This window comes from Cohnella thailandensis (assembly GCF_014212135.1).
Taxonomy (GTDB): domain Bacteria; phylum Bacillota; class Bacilli; order Paenibacillales; family Paenibacillaceae; genus Cohnella; species Cohnella thailandensis.
The window spans coordinates 101,230-117,725 of record NZ_JACJVQ010000004.1; the positions used below are offsets into that span (position 1 = coordinate 101,230).

Sequence of the window (16,496 nt, forward strand, 5' to 3'; positions counted from 1 at the left end):
CACCTCATTGCGGCAGCCTTCCGGTTGCCGCAATTTGATAGGAGAGGGAACCAATGAACAAACAGATAGCCAGAAGAATCTCCAAGCAAACATGGGGTGAATGGTCCTGGGGCTGGTTCTTGATCGCGCCGACGATCATCGGACTTATCGTGTTGAACATCATCCCTATCATTCAGACTGCTTATTTAAGTCTCTTCAAGAGCGGGGATTTCGGCCGCGGCAATATCTATGTCGGCCTAGACAACTACCGCAAGATGTTCTCCGACGTTCAGGTCTGGCATTCGGTCGGCAACACGCTGCTTTATGCCCTGCTTGTCGTTCCGACCAGCATCGCTATCTCCCTGATTGTAGCTGTCTTCCTCAACGGGAAAATCTGCGGGAAGTCGATTTATCGTACGATCTACTTCATCCCGATGGTTGCCGCGCCGGCTGCGGTGACGATGGTGTGGAGATGGTTGTACAACGAGCATTTCGGGTTGATCAATTACCTTCTATCCCGAATCGGCGCGGACGCCGTCGATTGGGTAGGTAGTCCGAAGCTTTCCTTGATCTCGATCGCGATCATCGGAATCTGGAGCGTCATCGGCTACAACATGGTTCTGCTTCTGGCGGGGCTGCAGGAGATTCCCAAAGACTTCTATGAAGCCTCCGACATCGACGGAGCCAGCCGGTTCCGGCAGTTCTTTGTCATTACGCTTCCGCTGTTGTCGCCGACGCTGTTCTTCGTTGTCGTAACTTCGATCATTCAGGCCATGCAAGTGTTCGACGTGATCTACATGATGATCGACGTGACGAGCCCGGCCTATGAACATACCGTTTCTCTCGTGTATCTCTTCTATAACAATTCCTTCAAGTATTCGAACAAAGGATACGGATCCGCGATCGTCATTCTGCTGCTCGCCATCATCCTGATCATTACCTTCATCCAGATGAGGGCGCAGAAGAAATGGGTCAACTACATGTAAGGAGGTCGAATCCTATGGTCAGGACGAATCGAATGCCCCGATACTTTGTTCATCTTCTGCTCGTTGTCGGCGCTATTCTCATGATAATGCCTTTTGTCTGGATGCTGCTCACTTCGTTCAAGTCCGTCACGGAATCTACTTCCATGAATCCGTTCGTCTTCTTCCCATCGGCGTGGAAGTGGGAGAACTATTCGGAGGTGCTGCGGCAGAACAACTTCCCACGGCTTTATTGGAACACGTTCGCCATGGTCGCGCTGCGAGTCGTCTGCTCCATCGTGTTTAGCGCGATGGCCGCTTATGCGTTCGCCCGCCTGAAGTTCCCCGGCCGCAACTTCTTCTTCGGGCTCGTCCTCTTCCAGATGATGGTCCCTACCCAGATCTTCATCATCCCGCAATACCTGATGGTCGACTCGCTCGGCATGCGCAATACGATCTTCGCGCTGCTGTTCCCGGGACTCGTGAGCGCGTTCGGCACCTTCCTGCTTCGCCAGTTCTTCATGGGATTGCCGAAGGAGCTGGAGGAGGCGGCTAAACTGGACGGCTGCAACATCGGGCAGACGTTCGTCCGAATCATGCTTCCTCTCGTACGTTCGGGGATGGTCGCGCTCGGGATTTTTACCGCGTTGTTCGCCTTTAAGGACCTGATGTGGCCGATGATCGTCAACACGAATTCGAACGCGGCGACCTTGTCTTCCGCGCTTGCGAAGATTCAGGGAGCCTATTCGGTCGATTATCCGGAACTGATGGCGGCCTCCGTGCTCGCGATCGTTCCTATGCTGATCCTGTATGTGATCTTCCAGAAGCAATTTATCGAAGGGGTCGCGACTTCCGGCGGCAAGCTGTAGGGAGTCGACGAATCCGTCTTAACAGGAGGAGAAAAATGTCCATTCTCTATTGCGAGTCTTCCCGAGAGTTCCACTTATTCAACGACAGCATCAGTTACATCGTCAAGATTCTTCGCAACGGGCAGCTCGGCAATCTCTACTTCGGCAAGAAGCTGAAGCACCGGGAATCGTTCGGCCATCTCCTTCAGGGAGAGCTTCGGTCGCTTGCCGCCTACGTGTTCGAGAACGATTACGAGCTGTCCCTTCAGCATACGAAGCAGGAATACCCTTCCTACGGGACGACGGACTTCCGGTATCCGGCATTCGAGATTAAACAGGAGAACGGAAGTCGGATTACCCAGTTCGAATATCGCTCCCATGCTATTTTCCAAGGGAAAAAGAAGCTGGCGGGTTTGCCGGCGACCTACGTGGAGGAACCTGAGGAAGCGGAAACGCTCGAGATCGCGCTCTATGATGCCTTGATCGATGCGGAGCTTATTCTTAGCTATACGATCTTCAGGGATGGACCGATTCTCGCGCGGCATGCCCGATTCGTCAACCGAGGAAGCCGGCCGCTCGTGTTGACTCGCGCGCTTAGCCTCTGCGTCGATCTTCCGGACGACGACTACGAGATGGTGAACCTCGCCGGAGCCTGGAGCCGGGAACGGCATGTCGTCGCCGGCAAGCTGAAGCAAGGAGTGCAAGGGATCTATAGCCTTCGCGGGGCAAGCAGCGCGGAGCATAATCCTTTCCTTGCGCTGAAGCGTCCGAATACGGATGAGAATTCGGGAGAGGCCTTAGGCTTCAGCTTCGTTTACAGCGGCAACTTCCTAGCGCAGGCGGAAGTGGATACCCATCATTCGACGCGTCTGTTAATGGGGATTCATCCCGACGGTTTCGAGTGGCCGCTCGCTCCGGGGATGAGTTTTCAAACTCCGGAAGCCGTCATGGTTTACTCGGACTCCGGCCTGAACGGAATGAGCCAAACTTTCCATCGCTTATACCGAACAAGATTAGCGCGAGGCCTCTGGAGGGATCGGGTACGGCCGATTCTTATCAATAATTGGGAAGCGACCTCATTCGATTTCGACGAAGCGAAGATTCTGGGCATTGCCCGTACGGCGAAGGAGCTTGGAATCGAGCTGTTCGTTCTCGATGACGGATGGTTCGGCGCTCGCGACAACGATCGAGCGGGGCTCGGCGACTGGAGCGTGAATCGGAAGAAACTTCCGAACGGCATTCAAGGGCTCGCAAGCCAGATCGAAGCGATGGGAATGAAGTTCGGTCTTTGGTTCGAGCCGGAGATGGCGAATAAGGACAGCGACTTGTATAGGGCTCATCCGGATTGGATTATCCAAACGCCGGGCCGCGCGGCTTCGCCTTCCCGCAATCAGCATGTTCTGGATTTCTCCCGCCGGGAAGTCGTGGACGAGATTTATCGCCGGATGTCCGTGATTCTTAGGGAAGCGTCCATCAGCTACGTGAAATGGGACATGAACCGGTATATAACGGAGTGCTATTCGGCGACGGCCCCTTCTTCCGAGCAGGGGATGGTCTTCCATAAATACATCATCGGAGTGTATGATTTATACGAACGCTTAACGACGGAATTCCCGCATATCTTATTCGAATCGTGCTCGAGCGGAGGTGCGCGCTTCGATCCCGGCATTCTTTATTACGCTCCCCAGACGTGGACCAGCGACGATACGGATGCCGTCGAACGCTTGAAGATTCAATACGGCACTTCCTTCGTCTATCCGCTGAGCAGCATGGGAGCCCATGTATCCGAGGTGCCTAATCAGCAGTTGGGTCGGATTACCCCTCTAGAGACCAGAGCGAATGTCGCTTATTTCGGCGCGTTCGGCTATGAGCTTGATTTGAACCATCTCACCGGCGAGGAGAGGGAGGCCGTCCGCAAGCAGGTCGCTTTCGCCAAGCGGCATAGGGAGCTTATCCAGAAGGGGATCTTCTATCGATTGCTCAGTCCGTTTAAGGGCCAGTCGACCGGTTGGATCGTTGTCTCCGAGGACCGAACCGAGGCGCTCGTCGGTTATTATCAAGTTCTGAACGGCGTCAACGAAGGCTGGAAGCGTCTGAAGCTGGCCGGTCTCGCCGCAGAATTCGATTATCGTATCAACGACGATCCCGAACGGGTTCACTATGGCGATGAATTAATGAACGCGGGAATCGTCATTCGCAAGGGAGAACTGTGCGGCGGCGGGGGCGACTTTGCTTCTGGTCTCTATTATTTAAAGAAACAGTAACGGGAATCGGGCAAAGAAGGATGGCCAAAGGAGTCTTCGCATCATGAACGCAAAAAGCTGGGGACGGCTTGCAAGTATCGCGCTTATCGCGCTGAATTTGTCTGCATGCAGCAATACGGGCGGCAATGCGGATACTTCGATGATCGGCGGAACCGAGAACGGGGAGACGTCGGATAAGCGGGTTACTCTGCGTTATTCGAGCTATCTGCTGGATACGGCTCAAGCGGGCAAAGTCTATTACGACGCGATCAAGCAGTTCGAGGAACAGAATCCGACGATCAAGATCGAGGCCGACTTTATCCAGAACAACAACTATACGGCCGGGATCAAGATCCGATTGCTCGGCGGCGAACAGATGGACGTATTCGATACCTGGTCTCCCAGCCTGTTCGAGGAGTTCAGGGCGCTCCGGGGCGACATGTATCTGGATCTTACGGATTCCGAGTTCTTGGCCGATTTCTTTCCCAATTCCTTAAAGCCCGTAACGATAGACGGCAAGGTATATGGCGCTCCCGAAGTCATGCATAGCGACGGGCTGCTTTATAACAAGACGTTATTCGATAAGCTCGGCCTTGAGGTGCCGCAGACTTGGGACGAGTTCCTACTCGTCTGCGAGAAGCTCAAGCAAGCGGGAGTAATCCCGATCGCCATGGACTCGGAGTGGTCGACCGCCCAATTCTTCTGGGGATCCATCATGTCCAATAACGGAGCGGACGAGGAATGGACGCGGAAGCTGGAAGAGGGAGAAGTCCGCATCGCGGACCCGATCTTCGTCGAGGCCATTAAGATGCATAAGGACATCATCGACAGAGGGTTCGTTCCGCCCGATTGGCAGAACCTTAAGCATGAACAATCGAAGGACCTGATCGGTCAAGGCGAGGCGGCGATGATCATAACGGGGACGTGGGACATTCCAAGTATCCAGGAGCGCAATCCTGGCAATGACATCCGCTTTATGATGGTTCCGGGACGGGAGAAGACGGTCCCTAACATAAATGTAGGCACTTATCGCGTTATTAGCTCCAAGACGAAATACCCCGAGGAGGCGAAGAAATTCGTCGCCTTTATGACCGGTAGAGCCACTCAGGAGAAGCTGGCCGCAGGCGCTTCGGCCGTTCCCTCCGTTGTGTCTGCGCACATAGACAACCCGGTAGCGGCCGAGATCGCGAACGCCGTGACCCGAGAGGACGCCGCCCTCTATTGGCCGCATACGGTTTCGACCGAAACGCTTCAGACGCAGATCCAAGAAGCGGTCAATCGCTACTTAGCCGGACAGAGCCTGGAGGCTGCTCTGAAGGAGATTCAGCTTGTTATCGACGAGGCGGCCGAGAAACGTCGGTTGGCTAATGAGTGATTAAGGATATCGAAAAGATTCAAACTTGCGAGTAAATGACCGCTGCCTATCCGGTATCGATCTCGTCGTAGAGAAGATGAAGATCATTTTAATCGGATCGAAGCCTTAATCAAGTCGGCGATTTGTTTCGGATGAGTGATCGGAGCCAAGTGACCTGCGTTGATTTCTAAGCTATGCCAACCTTGTGCGGCTGCGCTGGAAGCCGTTTGATGGAACATGGGGAATTCCGTGCAACGAATATAAGTACGGGACACTTGCGCTTGTTTATCCATGGAATAGTTGAGCTTCTCCATATGAGTGGCAAGCGGCATTCGGGTTAGGTAAGGAGCGATGGCCGCAGAGATTGCGGGATCGTTCAGTCCGAATGTCTCCAGGGGCGGAGGCTCAACCAAGGAGGGGTCCGCGGACAAGAAATACCGCATGAGGGAGTATACATCCGGATAACGGTCTACGACAGACTCGCCGGGTTCGGTAATAAACCCGTCTACGATAACGATATCGCAACGGACCCGATCGAACAAACGGTCGGCGGCGCCCGCGGCAACCATTGCGCCATAGCTGTGACCGACCAGCACAACGTTCTTCCTGTCTTCGAACAAGACGAGGTTTACGATATCCTCGATATGCGCGGATAAATTAATGTCCCCGGTCAGCAAATGGCTGCGGTCGCCAAGCCCGGTTAAAGTAGGGGTTAAAACGCGGTACCCTTCGGCTGTCAATCGACTGCCGACCTCTCTCCAACTCCATCCCCCTAGCCAAGAACCATGAATGAGAACAACCGTCGGTTTCTTTGAATTCTCTGCATCTTCAAACAAAGTACGTTCACTCCTCCATTATCGTTCACTATAAGTGTACTAAAACACTATATGTGAATGTTTTTAACATCATTATATAGGCCAATATTAATTTTGCAACAATTTTCAATATGGATGTCAACTTAATTTACAAGAGCGAGAGTCGAGACGAGAACCTATCGGGATGGCCTTAAATCATGCCAATGTCCTTTCCTTGCGCAGGAATATCAAATCCATTACTATTTAGACAACCTCAACATTTAATTGGGTTAGAACAATACTGCCGAGCAGGGTGAATGTATGAATGAGATGGAAGCTCCAACTCGATCAAGCTCCTCCTCTCAGGGAATCCAATCCCTAGAGATCGCGTTTTCCATACTGAAATGTTTTAAAGAGGCGAAAGCTCCTTTGTCCGTATCGGAGCTGTCCAAACGTTTGGAGATGCCGAAGAATAAAATTCACAAGTATCTCGTTAGTTTTATAAGAGTCGGCGCTCTTATTCAGAATAAAAAAGACTCGACTTACGCGATGGGGCCTGCGTTAATCGAGTTGGGCCTGGTCGCGCTCCAACAATACGATGTTGCCAAGATCGCTAAACCTCATATTCGCGAATTCAGCAAACAGATCAATCACTCCGTCGCGCTTGCGATCTGGAGCGAAGAAGGCCCGATGATTGCCGAATACGAACGGAGCGATAAGCCGATACAAGTCGAAATTCAAGCCGGATACCGTTTTCCCTTGTTAATGACGGCTCTTGGCAAGTGCTTTGCCGCCTTTCTCCCTTCCGCGCAGGTTCGGCCGTTAGTCCAACGGGAGATCGACAACTATCAACTCGATGAGCAAACGGTAAATCAGGAATTGCAAACGATTCGCGAGGAGCGGGTGTCCTTCCGGAATACGCCGTTTGCGGGTATACCGGGGAGCATGTCGGTAGCAAGCCCGATTTTCGACTATACGGGCAACATGGTTGCCGCTCTTTGCCTCATCGGATTCGCAGGCGAGATCGATATTAGTCCAACATCCGATGATGTGCTCAAGCTCAAGGAGAAAGCCTCTCAGATAACCAAACAACTGACATAGGGGATTAGGCACTGCGGTCATGTCGACCGGCGGTGTCTTTTTTTATGTAAGTTTTCCTTGCATGAAATACCAAGTTAAATTATACTGAGCTCAAATCACATATGGTGTATCGTATTCACCAATAGTGAATAATTAAAACGGAATAGGAGTTGTTGGAAAATGAATCAAACCTTCAAAGCCGCTGCCGTTCAAGCTGCCGCCGTCTATCTGGATCTGGAGGCCACGATCGACAAAACATGCGGACTCGTGGACGAGGCCGCGGCTAACGGCGCTAAGGTTATTGCATTTCCGGAAGCGTTTGTACCGGGGTACCCTTGGTGGATATGGCTTGGCAATGCCGATTATGGAATGAAGTATTACGTCAGGCTGTACGAGAACTCCGTAGAAATTCCGAGTCCATCCATTCGGAAGCTATCCGAAGCCGCCAAGAGAAACAAGGTTTACTTCTGCGTATCCGTTACCGAGAAGGATCGCGGCTCTTTATATCTGACGCAGTTATGGTTTAACCCTGCCGGCGACTTGATCGGCAAACACCGGAAATTAAAAGCCACGAATGCGGAGAAGGTAATCTGGGGCGATGGCGATGGAAGCATGATGCCGGTGTTCGAGACGGAATACGGCAATCTCGGGGGATTGCAGTGCTGGGAGCATCTGATCCCGCTGAACATCTCGGCAATGGCCTCGATGAACGAGCAGGTCCATGTCGCGTCCTGGCCAACGGGATTACCTTTTGACGGCCATTTGTTCGGCATCGACGTATGCGAGATTGCAACGAAGTACTATGCGATCTCCAATCAAACCTTTTGTTTGTTGGCTTCGCAGATTTGGACGGAAGAGATGAGGGATATGCTCGGGGAAACCGAGTATCAACGAAACTATATGAAGATCGGTTACGGCTTCGCCCAAATCATAGCTCCGAACGGTCAGGTGATCAGCAATACGCTAGAGCATGACGAGGAGGGGATCGTGTACGCGGACATCGATCTCAAACAAATCATACCCGGTAAATTCCTGATCGATCATGCGGGACATTATTCCACTCCCGGCTTCTTAAGTTTAACCTTTGACAAATCCGTTCATGAACCCGTAAAAGTGATAGGCGAATCGAAGCCGAACGTTATCGGTTACGAAGCTATTCATAATAGCTAACGTCAGTTCTCGAGAGGAATTATTAACCCATGAATAGCAGCCTTGAACGGAAAATAACCGAACTCGCTTGGAGAGACCCTTTGTTTGCGGAAATGATCGAAACGGATCCGCATCGAGCGCTGGCGCAAATCGGGGTTGAAGTGCCGGATGGCGTTAAGCTCGACATTCGGCGTCAAAGGAGAGATACGCTTTATTACGTGATTCCGCCTTTATCCGAAGAGCAGGACAAAGCCGAAACGGTCATTAACCAAATGGATTTATGGCAGAGCGCCGAACTGTTCGTTTGGATCATGCCACAGAAGCTGAAGGTTCAGCTCTTGGCGATGCGACAAAGCTACAGGAGGAATAATCCTTAATGGATCAACACGATCTCTTTACCGCCCATTACCGGTTGCTGCAACGCGACCGGGCTGCCCGCCAACGATTAATTACCGATCCCAGAGCAGGGTTGAATGAGTATTATGGGCCAGGTACGGTACCGGAAGGGGAGTTCCGAATTGAAGTCGTTTCTCAGGAACCGGATACGATAACGATCCTCCTCCCGTCGCCCATAGATCAAGATACGAGCGATGAGGCATTGGATGCTTCCTGCCGCCGCATCTATGACATCTTGTTTACGGACGGCGTAGGAGGGTATTTGATCCCGGACGATTCCTTAACCTGGGTTCTTCGAGATATGCGCTCTAACGTAGTCGAGCGATCCCGCTAAACGAACTAATATTGTTTTGTTCGAAACAAAACTGGAGGAATGGATCAATGAAGAAAATAAATCCGGCAACCCTTACGAATACCGTGACGAGCCTGATCTCGCAGATCGTCGTCGCTCCCGTTTCACGGTTGGCCTTTATCTCCGGGCAAGTTGCTCTTAACGAGAAGGGAGAGCTCATCGGAGAGGGAGATTACGGGCTGCAAGCGAAGCAGGTGTTTACGAATCTAAAGCTTGCATTGGAAGCCATCGAGACGGGACCGGAGAATATCGTGCAGATGAAGATCCATGTCGTGAACCATAAGCCCGAGTTGGTCGATTCGATCTTTAGGGCGGGCTTCGAAGTATTCGGCGACCGGTGGCCGCTTACGGCCAGCACCTTTATCGGCGTTCAGGCTCTTGGCTTCGAGGAATGGTTAGTGGAAGTCGACGCGATCGTAACCGTATCTTAACGAAGGGAGGAGAAACGAGAAATGAACTATGACGTTATTGTAATCGGCGGAGGACCGGTCGGAATGATGTTGGCTGGGGAGCTCGCACTGGCCGACGTCAAGGTCTGCGTATTGGAGAAGCTGGAAGCGACTACGCCTTATTCGCGAGCGCTAAGCATTCATCCCCGGACTTTGGAAATATTGGATTTGCGGGGATTGAAATCAGAGCTGCTGAAGATCGGCAAACCGCTCCCAACCGGCCACTTCGCAGGCTTGGAAACCCGGTTGGACTTCACCGTAATCGATTCTTCCTCGAATTATTCCTTGTTTATCGCCCAGTCGGAGACGGAGAAGGTACTGGAGAGGAGAGCGAAGGAATTGGGGGCCGACATTCTCCGCGGAATAGAAGTATTGTCGGTGAATCAAACCCCCGATTCCGTCGAGGTTAGCGCCTTCGGGACTAACGGGCTGATGACATTAACGGCAGCGTACGCGGTTGGCGCCGACGGAGCGGGAAGCTTGGTACGCAAGCAGGCGAACATTGCCTTTATCGGAACGGATGCGACCCTTACAGCGGTACAGGGCGATGTCGTACTCAAGAATCCGCCGCCAACGAGCGTCGTATCCAGCTTTAATGAGAAAGGAATGATTATGATCGTTCCCGTCTCGAAGGAGCTGCACCGCGTCGTCTTTATCGATCCGGACCGAAAATCGATCCCGAAGGACGAGCCCGTCACTCTGGAAGAGCTCCGCGCGGGAATGATCCGCATGCTGGGAGAGGACTACGGAATCTCCGACCCCTACTGGATGACCCGATTCGGCAATGCGACGCGTCAAGCCGAGCGCTATCGGGAAGGAAGACTGTTCCTTGCGGGGGACGCCGCGCATATTCACTTTCCGGCCGGCGGACAAGGCATGAACGTGGGTTTGCAGGAAGCCATGAATCTGGGATGGAAGCTTGCCGCCGAAGTGAAAGGGTGGGCTCCCGAAGGGCTGCTCGATACTTACCAGGAGGAACGGTTCCCCGTCAATACGGCATTGCTTCGGAACACAAGAGTGCAGACCCTGCTGTTCGGAACCGACTTCTCCCCTACAACGATTCACCTGCGCCGATTGATATCGGACTTGTTGGAAAGCCCGGAAGCGAATTACCGCTTAGCGAGCCAGATCGCGGCCGTAGACGTTAAGTATAACGCGGGAGAGAACGTCTCGTCCCATCGACTGAACGGACGCCGTCTTGCGGAGCTTAAATTGCGTTCGGCGAATGGCGATGTATACAGCATTTACGAGTTATTCCGGGACGGGAAATATGTATTGCTGAATCTCGCTTCGGATTCCAATGCTGTAGTCATTGCAAGCGATCAGCCGCATCGCCTATTCAACGTTATAAGCGCAAGCTTGGCTGAACCAGCCAATGATTGGGACAACGTGCATACCGCGTTGATCCGCCCGGACGGTTATATCGCATGGGCCGTCTCGGCGGCCGAAGCCGATATCCTTACCCGAATCGAGCAAGGAATCAAGCAAATCGGCAGAGGCTAAGCCGATGGAATGCTTATGAAGAAAATTCCGGTTGTTTATCTTACGCTCACGTTATCGGCCATTTTTTGGGGAGCAAACTTTAATGCCGGCAAGATCGCCGTAGAAGTGATGAGCCCGACCCAAGTAGCCGCTTGGCGATTTATCATAGCTGGCTTGGTCATTCTCGTTTTATACTGGATAAAGGAACGACCTGCCTGGTCTTCGATAAAGCCCTATGCGTGGATTTATCTCTTAATGGGGCTCATCGGAATCTTCTTAATGAATATTTTCTTGTTTAAAGGGTTAGCGGCCACAAGCCCCATCCATACGTCTTTAATAACGGCCACCAATCCGTTGCTTACCCTTTGCCTGTCCGTCTTCTTGTTAAAAGAGAAAATCAACCTTCGTCAGCTAGCGGGAATCGCAATCTCTTTCTTGGGAGTGTTATTCGTCCTTACGAACGGTTCGCTGACGAAGCTGGAGTTGATCTCGACAGGGGATCTATACGTCTTGCTTGCGACTGCCCTTTGGGCCTTGTATGGAATCCTCGGCAAGAAATACGTCGGCAACGGTTCGCCTCTTGCGACAACCGCCCTAACGATGGCAATAGGTGCCTTGTTCTATCTCCCTTATTCCTCATTTGCGACGGGGGACGCCAGTTCTGCAAAGATCCTGGAAGCATGGTTAGCCGTGATCTTTATGGCCTTGTTTTGTTCCGTACTGGCTTATTTATGGTGGAATCAAGGGATAGCGCGGATCGGCGCTAATCAAACGTCTTTGTTCTTTAATATCGTCCCCATCTCCACGATGGCCATATCGGCATTGTCAGGCGAAAGCATAGGCGTTGCTCAGATGCTTGGCGCCTTAGCCACGATATGCGGGATTTTATGGTCGACGAGAACGGCGAAACGGAGCCGCTCGGAATGTTTCCCTCAAAACAATCATGTATAATGGAGAGGAGAGTCAGTCCAAGGGAGACGAAACGGATGCAACCGGCGGATCTATCTAAACAGTGGATATTCAAGAACTTCATTCATCTTGTCAGTCAGCAGGAGATGAGGGATAGCAAGTTTGCCGTCCGCATGCGCGAAGAAATGCAGAAGTTCGAGAAGGAGCTCGGAGAGAAGAGCCTATTAACGCTGTCGGATATTCACCTTATCGCGTGTATCGGAGATTTCTCTCCTATTAATGTAACCTCCATTGCCGAAAAAACCGGATTAACGAAAGGCTCAATCACCAGAATTAGCAAGAAGCTGTTGAAGCTCGAGTTGGTCAAGAGACAGCAGATTAACGATAATAAAAAAGAAGTGCATTATAGCTTGACTCCAAAGGGCCAGAAGGTTCATCTCATTCACAATCGAATTCATCATGAAATTGAAGAACGATTCATGACCTTTCTGGATAAATACACCAACGAACAGCTTGATTTTGCGAGAAGTCTAATGCAAGACTTAGCGGAGTGGGATTATTAACATGTTGAGCACCGCGCTAATCGAACTTAGAAACCGCCCGCTTGAATCAATTGGAGCATCCTTTCGGTCGGCATCGCTTTTGGCCCATCGGCGAGTCGATCATGCGGCATATGGCGTACGAGTTCCCCGACGCCGGGTTTGAACGGGTGACCGATCAATTCATGCTGGGAAGCGACATCCTGGTCGCCCCGGTCTTGAAGAAGGGGGCGGCAACGAGACGGATTGCTTTCCCGCCCGGCACCTGGTTAGGCGACGACGGCAGACGGGTCGAAGGGCCGTGCGAGCTTGAGGTCGACGCTCCGCTGTCGAGATTGCCGTGGTACCGAAAGCAATAATTCCTTCCCTACAAGCGTGTCGATGGCCTGCCTAGGCGATTGACGCGCTTTTCTCTTTGCCAGCCCGCTACTCGTCAAGTCGAATTTGGCAATCAAACTGGTCGAGATATACATAGCGGAAACGCTTAAAACATTCTATGATTCTATTGAATTGGAAGAGCAGTGATAGGGCAACAGGGAAGTTTAGACGTCGGGGGGCTTCTTGCATGCGCAAGCTGCATATTCAATGGAATTCGATTCGCGTCAAGCTGGTCATCAGCGTATTGTTGGTGACGGTTCCGCTCATCGCGCTGCTGTTTTACAACAACTATTACGCGATCCATGTGGTCCGGGACCAAGTCGCCCATTCGAACAAAAACATGCTGTCTCTCTACATGCGCGAGATCGACAACGGGTTGGAAGACGTCAATAAGTATTTGATTTCGCTAGTCTCTTCCGATATGGACGTGCAGATCATGGATTTGCCCCAGAATTCGGACGATTACATTCTGTCCAAATCGAGATTGTCCGCGAAGCTGTCCAACAATATCTTGATTTACAAGACGGACGCCTTCTTCGTGTACTCGATCGCCGAAGACGATCTGATGGACGTGGCGGACGGACGGATCGATCTGAGCGAGAAGGAAACCGTACGGAAGTTCATCCGCGACGGCGTGCGCTCGGACCCGGAATGGGGAGCGGTCCGCAATCCGAACTGGTTTACCGTAACGATCGGCGGCAAGTTCTATCTGATGCGGATGATGCTAGTGGGAGATATCCTCGTGGGCTCATGGGTCCGGGCGGATTCCATCACGCTCCCGCTCTCGTTGATCCATTTCGGAGAGAAGGGAGGCTCCCTGCTGCTCCGTTCGGACGGCGATGTCATGATCCGGACGAGCCAAGTCCATACCGAAGACATCGACTTCCGGCAAGACATGTCCGGCTACTACCTCTCGGGGTCCAAGGAACAATACTTGGTCGTGGGAGAACGGTCTCAGAACGCCGATTTCACTCTCGTGGCGCTAATCCCCAATTCGGTTATCCTTCAGAATCTGCCTTACCTGAACCGCGTCGTCTTCCTTATTTCCGCCTTAGGAATCGTTCTTCTGCCGGGTTTCCTGCTGTTTCTGAGAAAGGCGCTGCTGATTCCGCTGAGACGAATCGAGGCCGTCATGAAACGGATCGGGGAAGGAAACTTCAAGTTCCGGATCGAGCCTTATCCGACGTCGAACGAATTCAAGCTGGTGAATTCGACGTTCAACCGGATGATGGCCCAGATCGAAGAGCTGAAGATCAGCGTCTACGAAGAGCAGCTGAACAAACAGAAGGCGGAGCTGCAGCACCTGCAGCTGCAGATTAATCCTCACTTTTTTATGAATACGCTTTCTATTATCTATAACCTGGCCTTGACGAGAAGTTACGAAACGATCAAGGAGATGAGCTTGCTTCTCGTACAGCACTTCCGGTACATGTTCCGCAGCAACCTGACATTCGTTCCTCTGATGGAGGAATTGGAGCATGTCCGCAACTACGCGCGGATTCACGAGCTTCGGTTCCAGCAGGACCTGAAGTTCGAGATTCATGCATCGGGCGAGATGGACAAAGTCCATATTCCTCCGTTGATCATCCAGACCTTCGTCGAGAATGCCACGAAGCATGCCGTTTCGCTGGATCGTTCGCTCCGGATCGCCGTGGACATCCGCATGGAGGATTCTCTTCCCGAGCCTTATCTTCAAATCCGAATCCGGGATAACGGCAAAGGCTTTAAAGAGGAGATCCTGCGGGAGCTGAGAGAAGGAAATCGCGTCGTCGACGAGCAAGGGGAGCATATCGGCATCTGGAACGCTTGGCATCGGATGCGGTTGCTGTACGGAAGCAAGGCCCGGCTTGATTTCTCCAACGACGAGCCGGGAGGAGCCGTCGTGATCATTCGTTTGCCCTTCCAGCCGGAGTCGAAGGAAGCGGAACCGAAGAATGCAAAGGAGGACAGGACATGACCCGATTGCTGATCGTGGACGACGAGCCTTTTATCGTCAATGGACTGAAGCTGTCGCTGGATTGGGAGCGCATCGGAGTCTCAGCCGTTTTGACGGCGCATAACGCCAGGCAGGCCAAGGAGATTTTTCGTGCGGATCAAGTAGATATCATGCTATGCGATATCGAGATGCCGGAAGAGAGCGGATTGGAGCTGCTGGTCTGGGTGAAGGAGCATTCTCTTTCTACGGAATCGGTATTTCTGACTTGCCATGCCGACTTCGCGTTCGCCCGCCAAGCCATCGAACTGGGAAGCTCGGATTATATCCTGAAGCCCGTGCCGCCGGAGAAATTGGAAGCGGTTATCCTTAAGGTCATCGATAAAATCCGCAAGCAAAATCAATTGGCGGAGCAAAGCCGATCCTGGGTGCAGCATCATCCGCTGTTCATCGAACGGTTCTGGCTCGACCTCGTTCATCTCGTGATTCCCCCGGGCGAATCGGCGGTTCGGCAGGCGATCCGGGAACGGAAGATGCCTTATCCTGCCGATATGAAGGTCTGGCCGGTCCTGATCCATGTCCAAAGATGGCACAAGAAGCTTCAGTCCCGGGACGAGAAGATCCTGGAATACGCGTTGAAGAACGCGGCCGAAGAATCGATTCGCGAATGGGGCTCGCAAGCCATCGTGATTACGCTGGACGGCCGCAAGCTGCTTGCGTTGATTCCCGTCCAGCCGGGAAGCGCCCCCTGCCCGGAACGGCTGCAAACTCTGTTCGGTGCTTATATTCAATCCTGCCGGCCTTATTTTTATTGCGACCTCTCCTGCTACATCGGACAAGCGACGCCGGTTCACGAGATTGCGAGCCGGACTCGCCAGCTTCTCGCGCTCCAGGCGAACAACGTCTCCTACGATAATCGCGTCTTTCTTCAGGGAGCATCGGAGGAACCGCGGAGCACGGCTCCGATGCCGGATATGAAGGTTTGGTACGTCATGCTGACCAAAGGCTCCAAGAGCCAGCTGATTCAGGAAGCGGAGCGCTATTTGAACTCGCTCGCGAACCGTTCGGGCTTCGACGCGGTGTCGCTCGGCCATTTTCATCAAAATTTCCTGCAAATTCTGTTTGCCTTCCTGCAGCAGAAAAATATCGAAGCCAGGCATTTGTTCGGGGACTCGATCTCGGCCGAATTGTCCGCACAAGCCCCGCATTCCATCCCGGATATGCTGGATTGGGTCAAGCACGTGACGGAAAAAGCTATCCGCCAAGTGCAAGAAATCGAGCAATCCCATTCCGTCGTCGAGAAGGCATGCCGGTATATAGACGCCCATCTGGATCGGGAGTTGAGCCGGGAAGCGCTGGCCGCCCAATTCTACCTGAATCCCGACTATATGGACCGGCTGTTCAAGAAAGAAACGGGCAAGTCCATGAAGGAATACATGTGGCAAGAGCGGCTTCGGGTCGCGGAGGAGCTGCTGGCGAAGACCGAGCTGCCCGTAACCGAAATCGCCTTGCAGGTCGGATACAGCAGCATTTCGGCATTTACGAGATTGTTCAAGAAGCATACCGACCTCAATCCTAGCGAATACAGAACGAAGCGAACGCAGAGCAGGTCGAGATAGGGCAAGCAAAAGGTCGAGTTTGGATTAGTG

Annotated in this window: 16 protein-coding genes; 15 read left to right on the forward strand and 1 reads right to left on the reverse strand. The window is 52.4% G+C overall.

Annotation, left to right across the window (positions count from 1 at the left end; genetic code table 11):
* Positions 1-53 precede the first annotated feature (53 nt).
* From H7B67_RS04575 to H7B67_RS04590, 4 genes are read left to right on the forward strand one after another with little or no spacing between them, the layout of a single operon-like run.
* On the forward strand, positions 54-965 hold the full coding sequence (locus H7B67_RS04575) for a carbohydrate ABC transporter permease (RefSeq protein WP_185118618.1): 912 nt from the start codon (positions 54-56) through the stop codon (positions 963-965).
* Positions 966-979: 14 nt separating this feature from the next.
* Positions 980-1,810, forward strand: a complete 831-nt coding sequence (locus H7B67_RS04580; RefSeq protein WP_185118619.1) for a carbohydrate ABC transporter permease — start codon at positions 980-982, stop codon at positions 1,808-1,810.
* Positions 1,811-1,845: 35 nt separating this feature from the next.
* Positions 1,846-4,053, forward strand: coding sequence for an alpha-galactosidase (locus H7B67_RS04585; protein WP_185118620.1), 2,208 nt, complete (start codon positions 1,846-1,848; stop codon positions 4,051-4,053).
* A gap of 43 nt (positions 4,054-4,096) precedes the next feature.
* A complete protein-coding gene (locus H7B67_RS04590) occupies positions 4,097-5,407 on the forward strand; it encodes an ABC transporter substrate-binding protein (RefSeq protein WP_185118621.1) in 1,311 nt (436 codons plus the stop codon).
* An 83-nt stretch (positions 5,408-5,490) separates the two neighbouring features.
* On the opposite strand, the gene H7B67_RS04595 is transcribed toward H7B67_RS04590, so the two are convergent.
* Positions 5,491-6,222 (reverse strand): alpha/beta fold hydrolase, encoded by a 732-nt coding sequence (locus H7B67_RS04595; RefSeq protein ID WP_185118622.1) that lies wholly within the window; start codon positions 6,220-6,222, stop codon positions 5,491-5,493.
* Positions 6,223-6,501: 279 nt separating this feature from the next.
* Between H7B67_RS04595 and H7B67_RS04600 the strand changes: the two genes are divergently transcribed.
* The 11 genes from H7B67_RS04600 to H7B67_RS04650 all read left to right on the forward strand — a co-directional run bounded on the left by H7B67_RS04600 (position 6,502) and on the right by H7B67_RS04650 (position 16,466).
* Positions 6,502-7,281 carry an IclR family transcriptional regulator gene (locus H7B67_RS04600; protein WP_185118623.1) on the forward strand — a complete coding sequence of 260 codons (780 nt, stop codon included), beginning with the start codon at positions 6,502-6,504 and terminating at the stop codon, positions 7,279-7,281.
* A gap of 159 nt (positions 7,282-7,440) precedes the next feature.
* Entirely contained in the window at positions 7,441-8,430 is a 990-nt protein-coding gene (locus H7B67_RS04605; protein ID WP_185118624.1) for a carbon-nitrogen hydrolase family protein, read from the forward strand.
* A 29-nt stretch (positions 8,431-8,459) separates the two neighbouring features.
* Positions 8,460-8,786, forward strand: a complete 327-nt coding sequence (locus H7B67_RS04610) for a nitrile hydratase (RefSeq protein WP_185118625.1) — start codon at positions 8,460-8,462, stop codon at positions 8,784-8,786.
* Positions 8,786-9,139 (forward strand): hypothetical protein, encoded by a 354-nt coding sequence (locus H7B67_RS04615; RefSeq protein ID WP_185118626.1) that lies wholly within the window; start codon positions 8,786-8,788, stop codon positions 9,137-9,139. The genes H7B67_RS04610 and H7B67_RS04615 overlap by 1 nt, the downstream gene beginning before the upstream one ends.
* Before the next feature lie 47 nt (positions 9,140-9,186).
* Positions 9,187-9,588, forward strand: coding sequence for a RidA family protein (locus H7B67_RS04620; protein WP_185118627.1), 402 nt, complete (start codon positions 9,187-9,189; stop codon positions 9,586-9,588).
* 21 nt (positions 9,589-9,609) lie between these two features.
* Complete coding sequence (locus H7B67_RS04625; RefSeq protein WP_185118628.1) at positions 9,610-11,109, forward strand: monooxygenase; 1,500 nt, start codon at positions 9,610-9,612, stop codon at positions 11,107-11,109.
* Positions 11,110-11,124: 15 nt separating this feature from the next.
* The gene (locus H7B67_RS04630; RefSeq protein ID WP_185118629.1) at positions 11,125-12,039 is read left to right on the forward strand and encodes a DMT family transporter; all 915 of its coding nucleotides are present in this window, start codon (positions 11,125-11,127) and stop codon (positions 12,037-12,039) included.
* A gap of 35 nt (positions 12,040-12,074) precedes the next feature.
* Complete coding sequence (locus H7B67_RS04635) at positions 12,075-12,560, forward strand: MarR family transcriptional regulator (RefSeq protein ID WP_185118630.1); 486 nt, start codon at positions 12,075-12,077, stop codon at positions 12,558-12,560.
* Positions 12,561-12,661: 101 nt separating this feature from the next.
* Positions 12,662-12,895: a TIM-barrel domain-containing protein gene (locus tag H7B67_RS04640; RefSeq protein ID WP_185118631.1), complete on the forward strand. Its 234-nt coding sequence runs from the start codon at positions 12,662-12,664 to the stop codon at positions 12,893-12,895.
* Between the two features lie 206 nt (positions 12,896-13,101).
* Positions 13,102-14,871: a sensor histidine kinase gene (locus H7B67_RS04645; protein ID WP_185118632.1), complete on the forward strand. Its 1,770-nt coding sequence runs from the start codon at positions 13,102-13,104 to the stop codon at positions 14,869-14,871.
* Positions 14,868-16,466: a response regulator gene (locus tag H7B67_RS04650; RefSeq protein WP_185118633.1), complete on the forward strand. Its 1,599-nt coding sequence runs from the start codon at positions 14,868-14,870 to the stop codon at positions 16,464-16,466. Before H7B67_RS04645 ends, H7B67_RS04650 begins: the two co-directional genes overlap by 4 nt.
* The last annotated feature ends 30 nt before the right edge of the window (positions 16,467-16,496 follow it).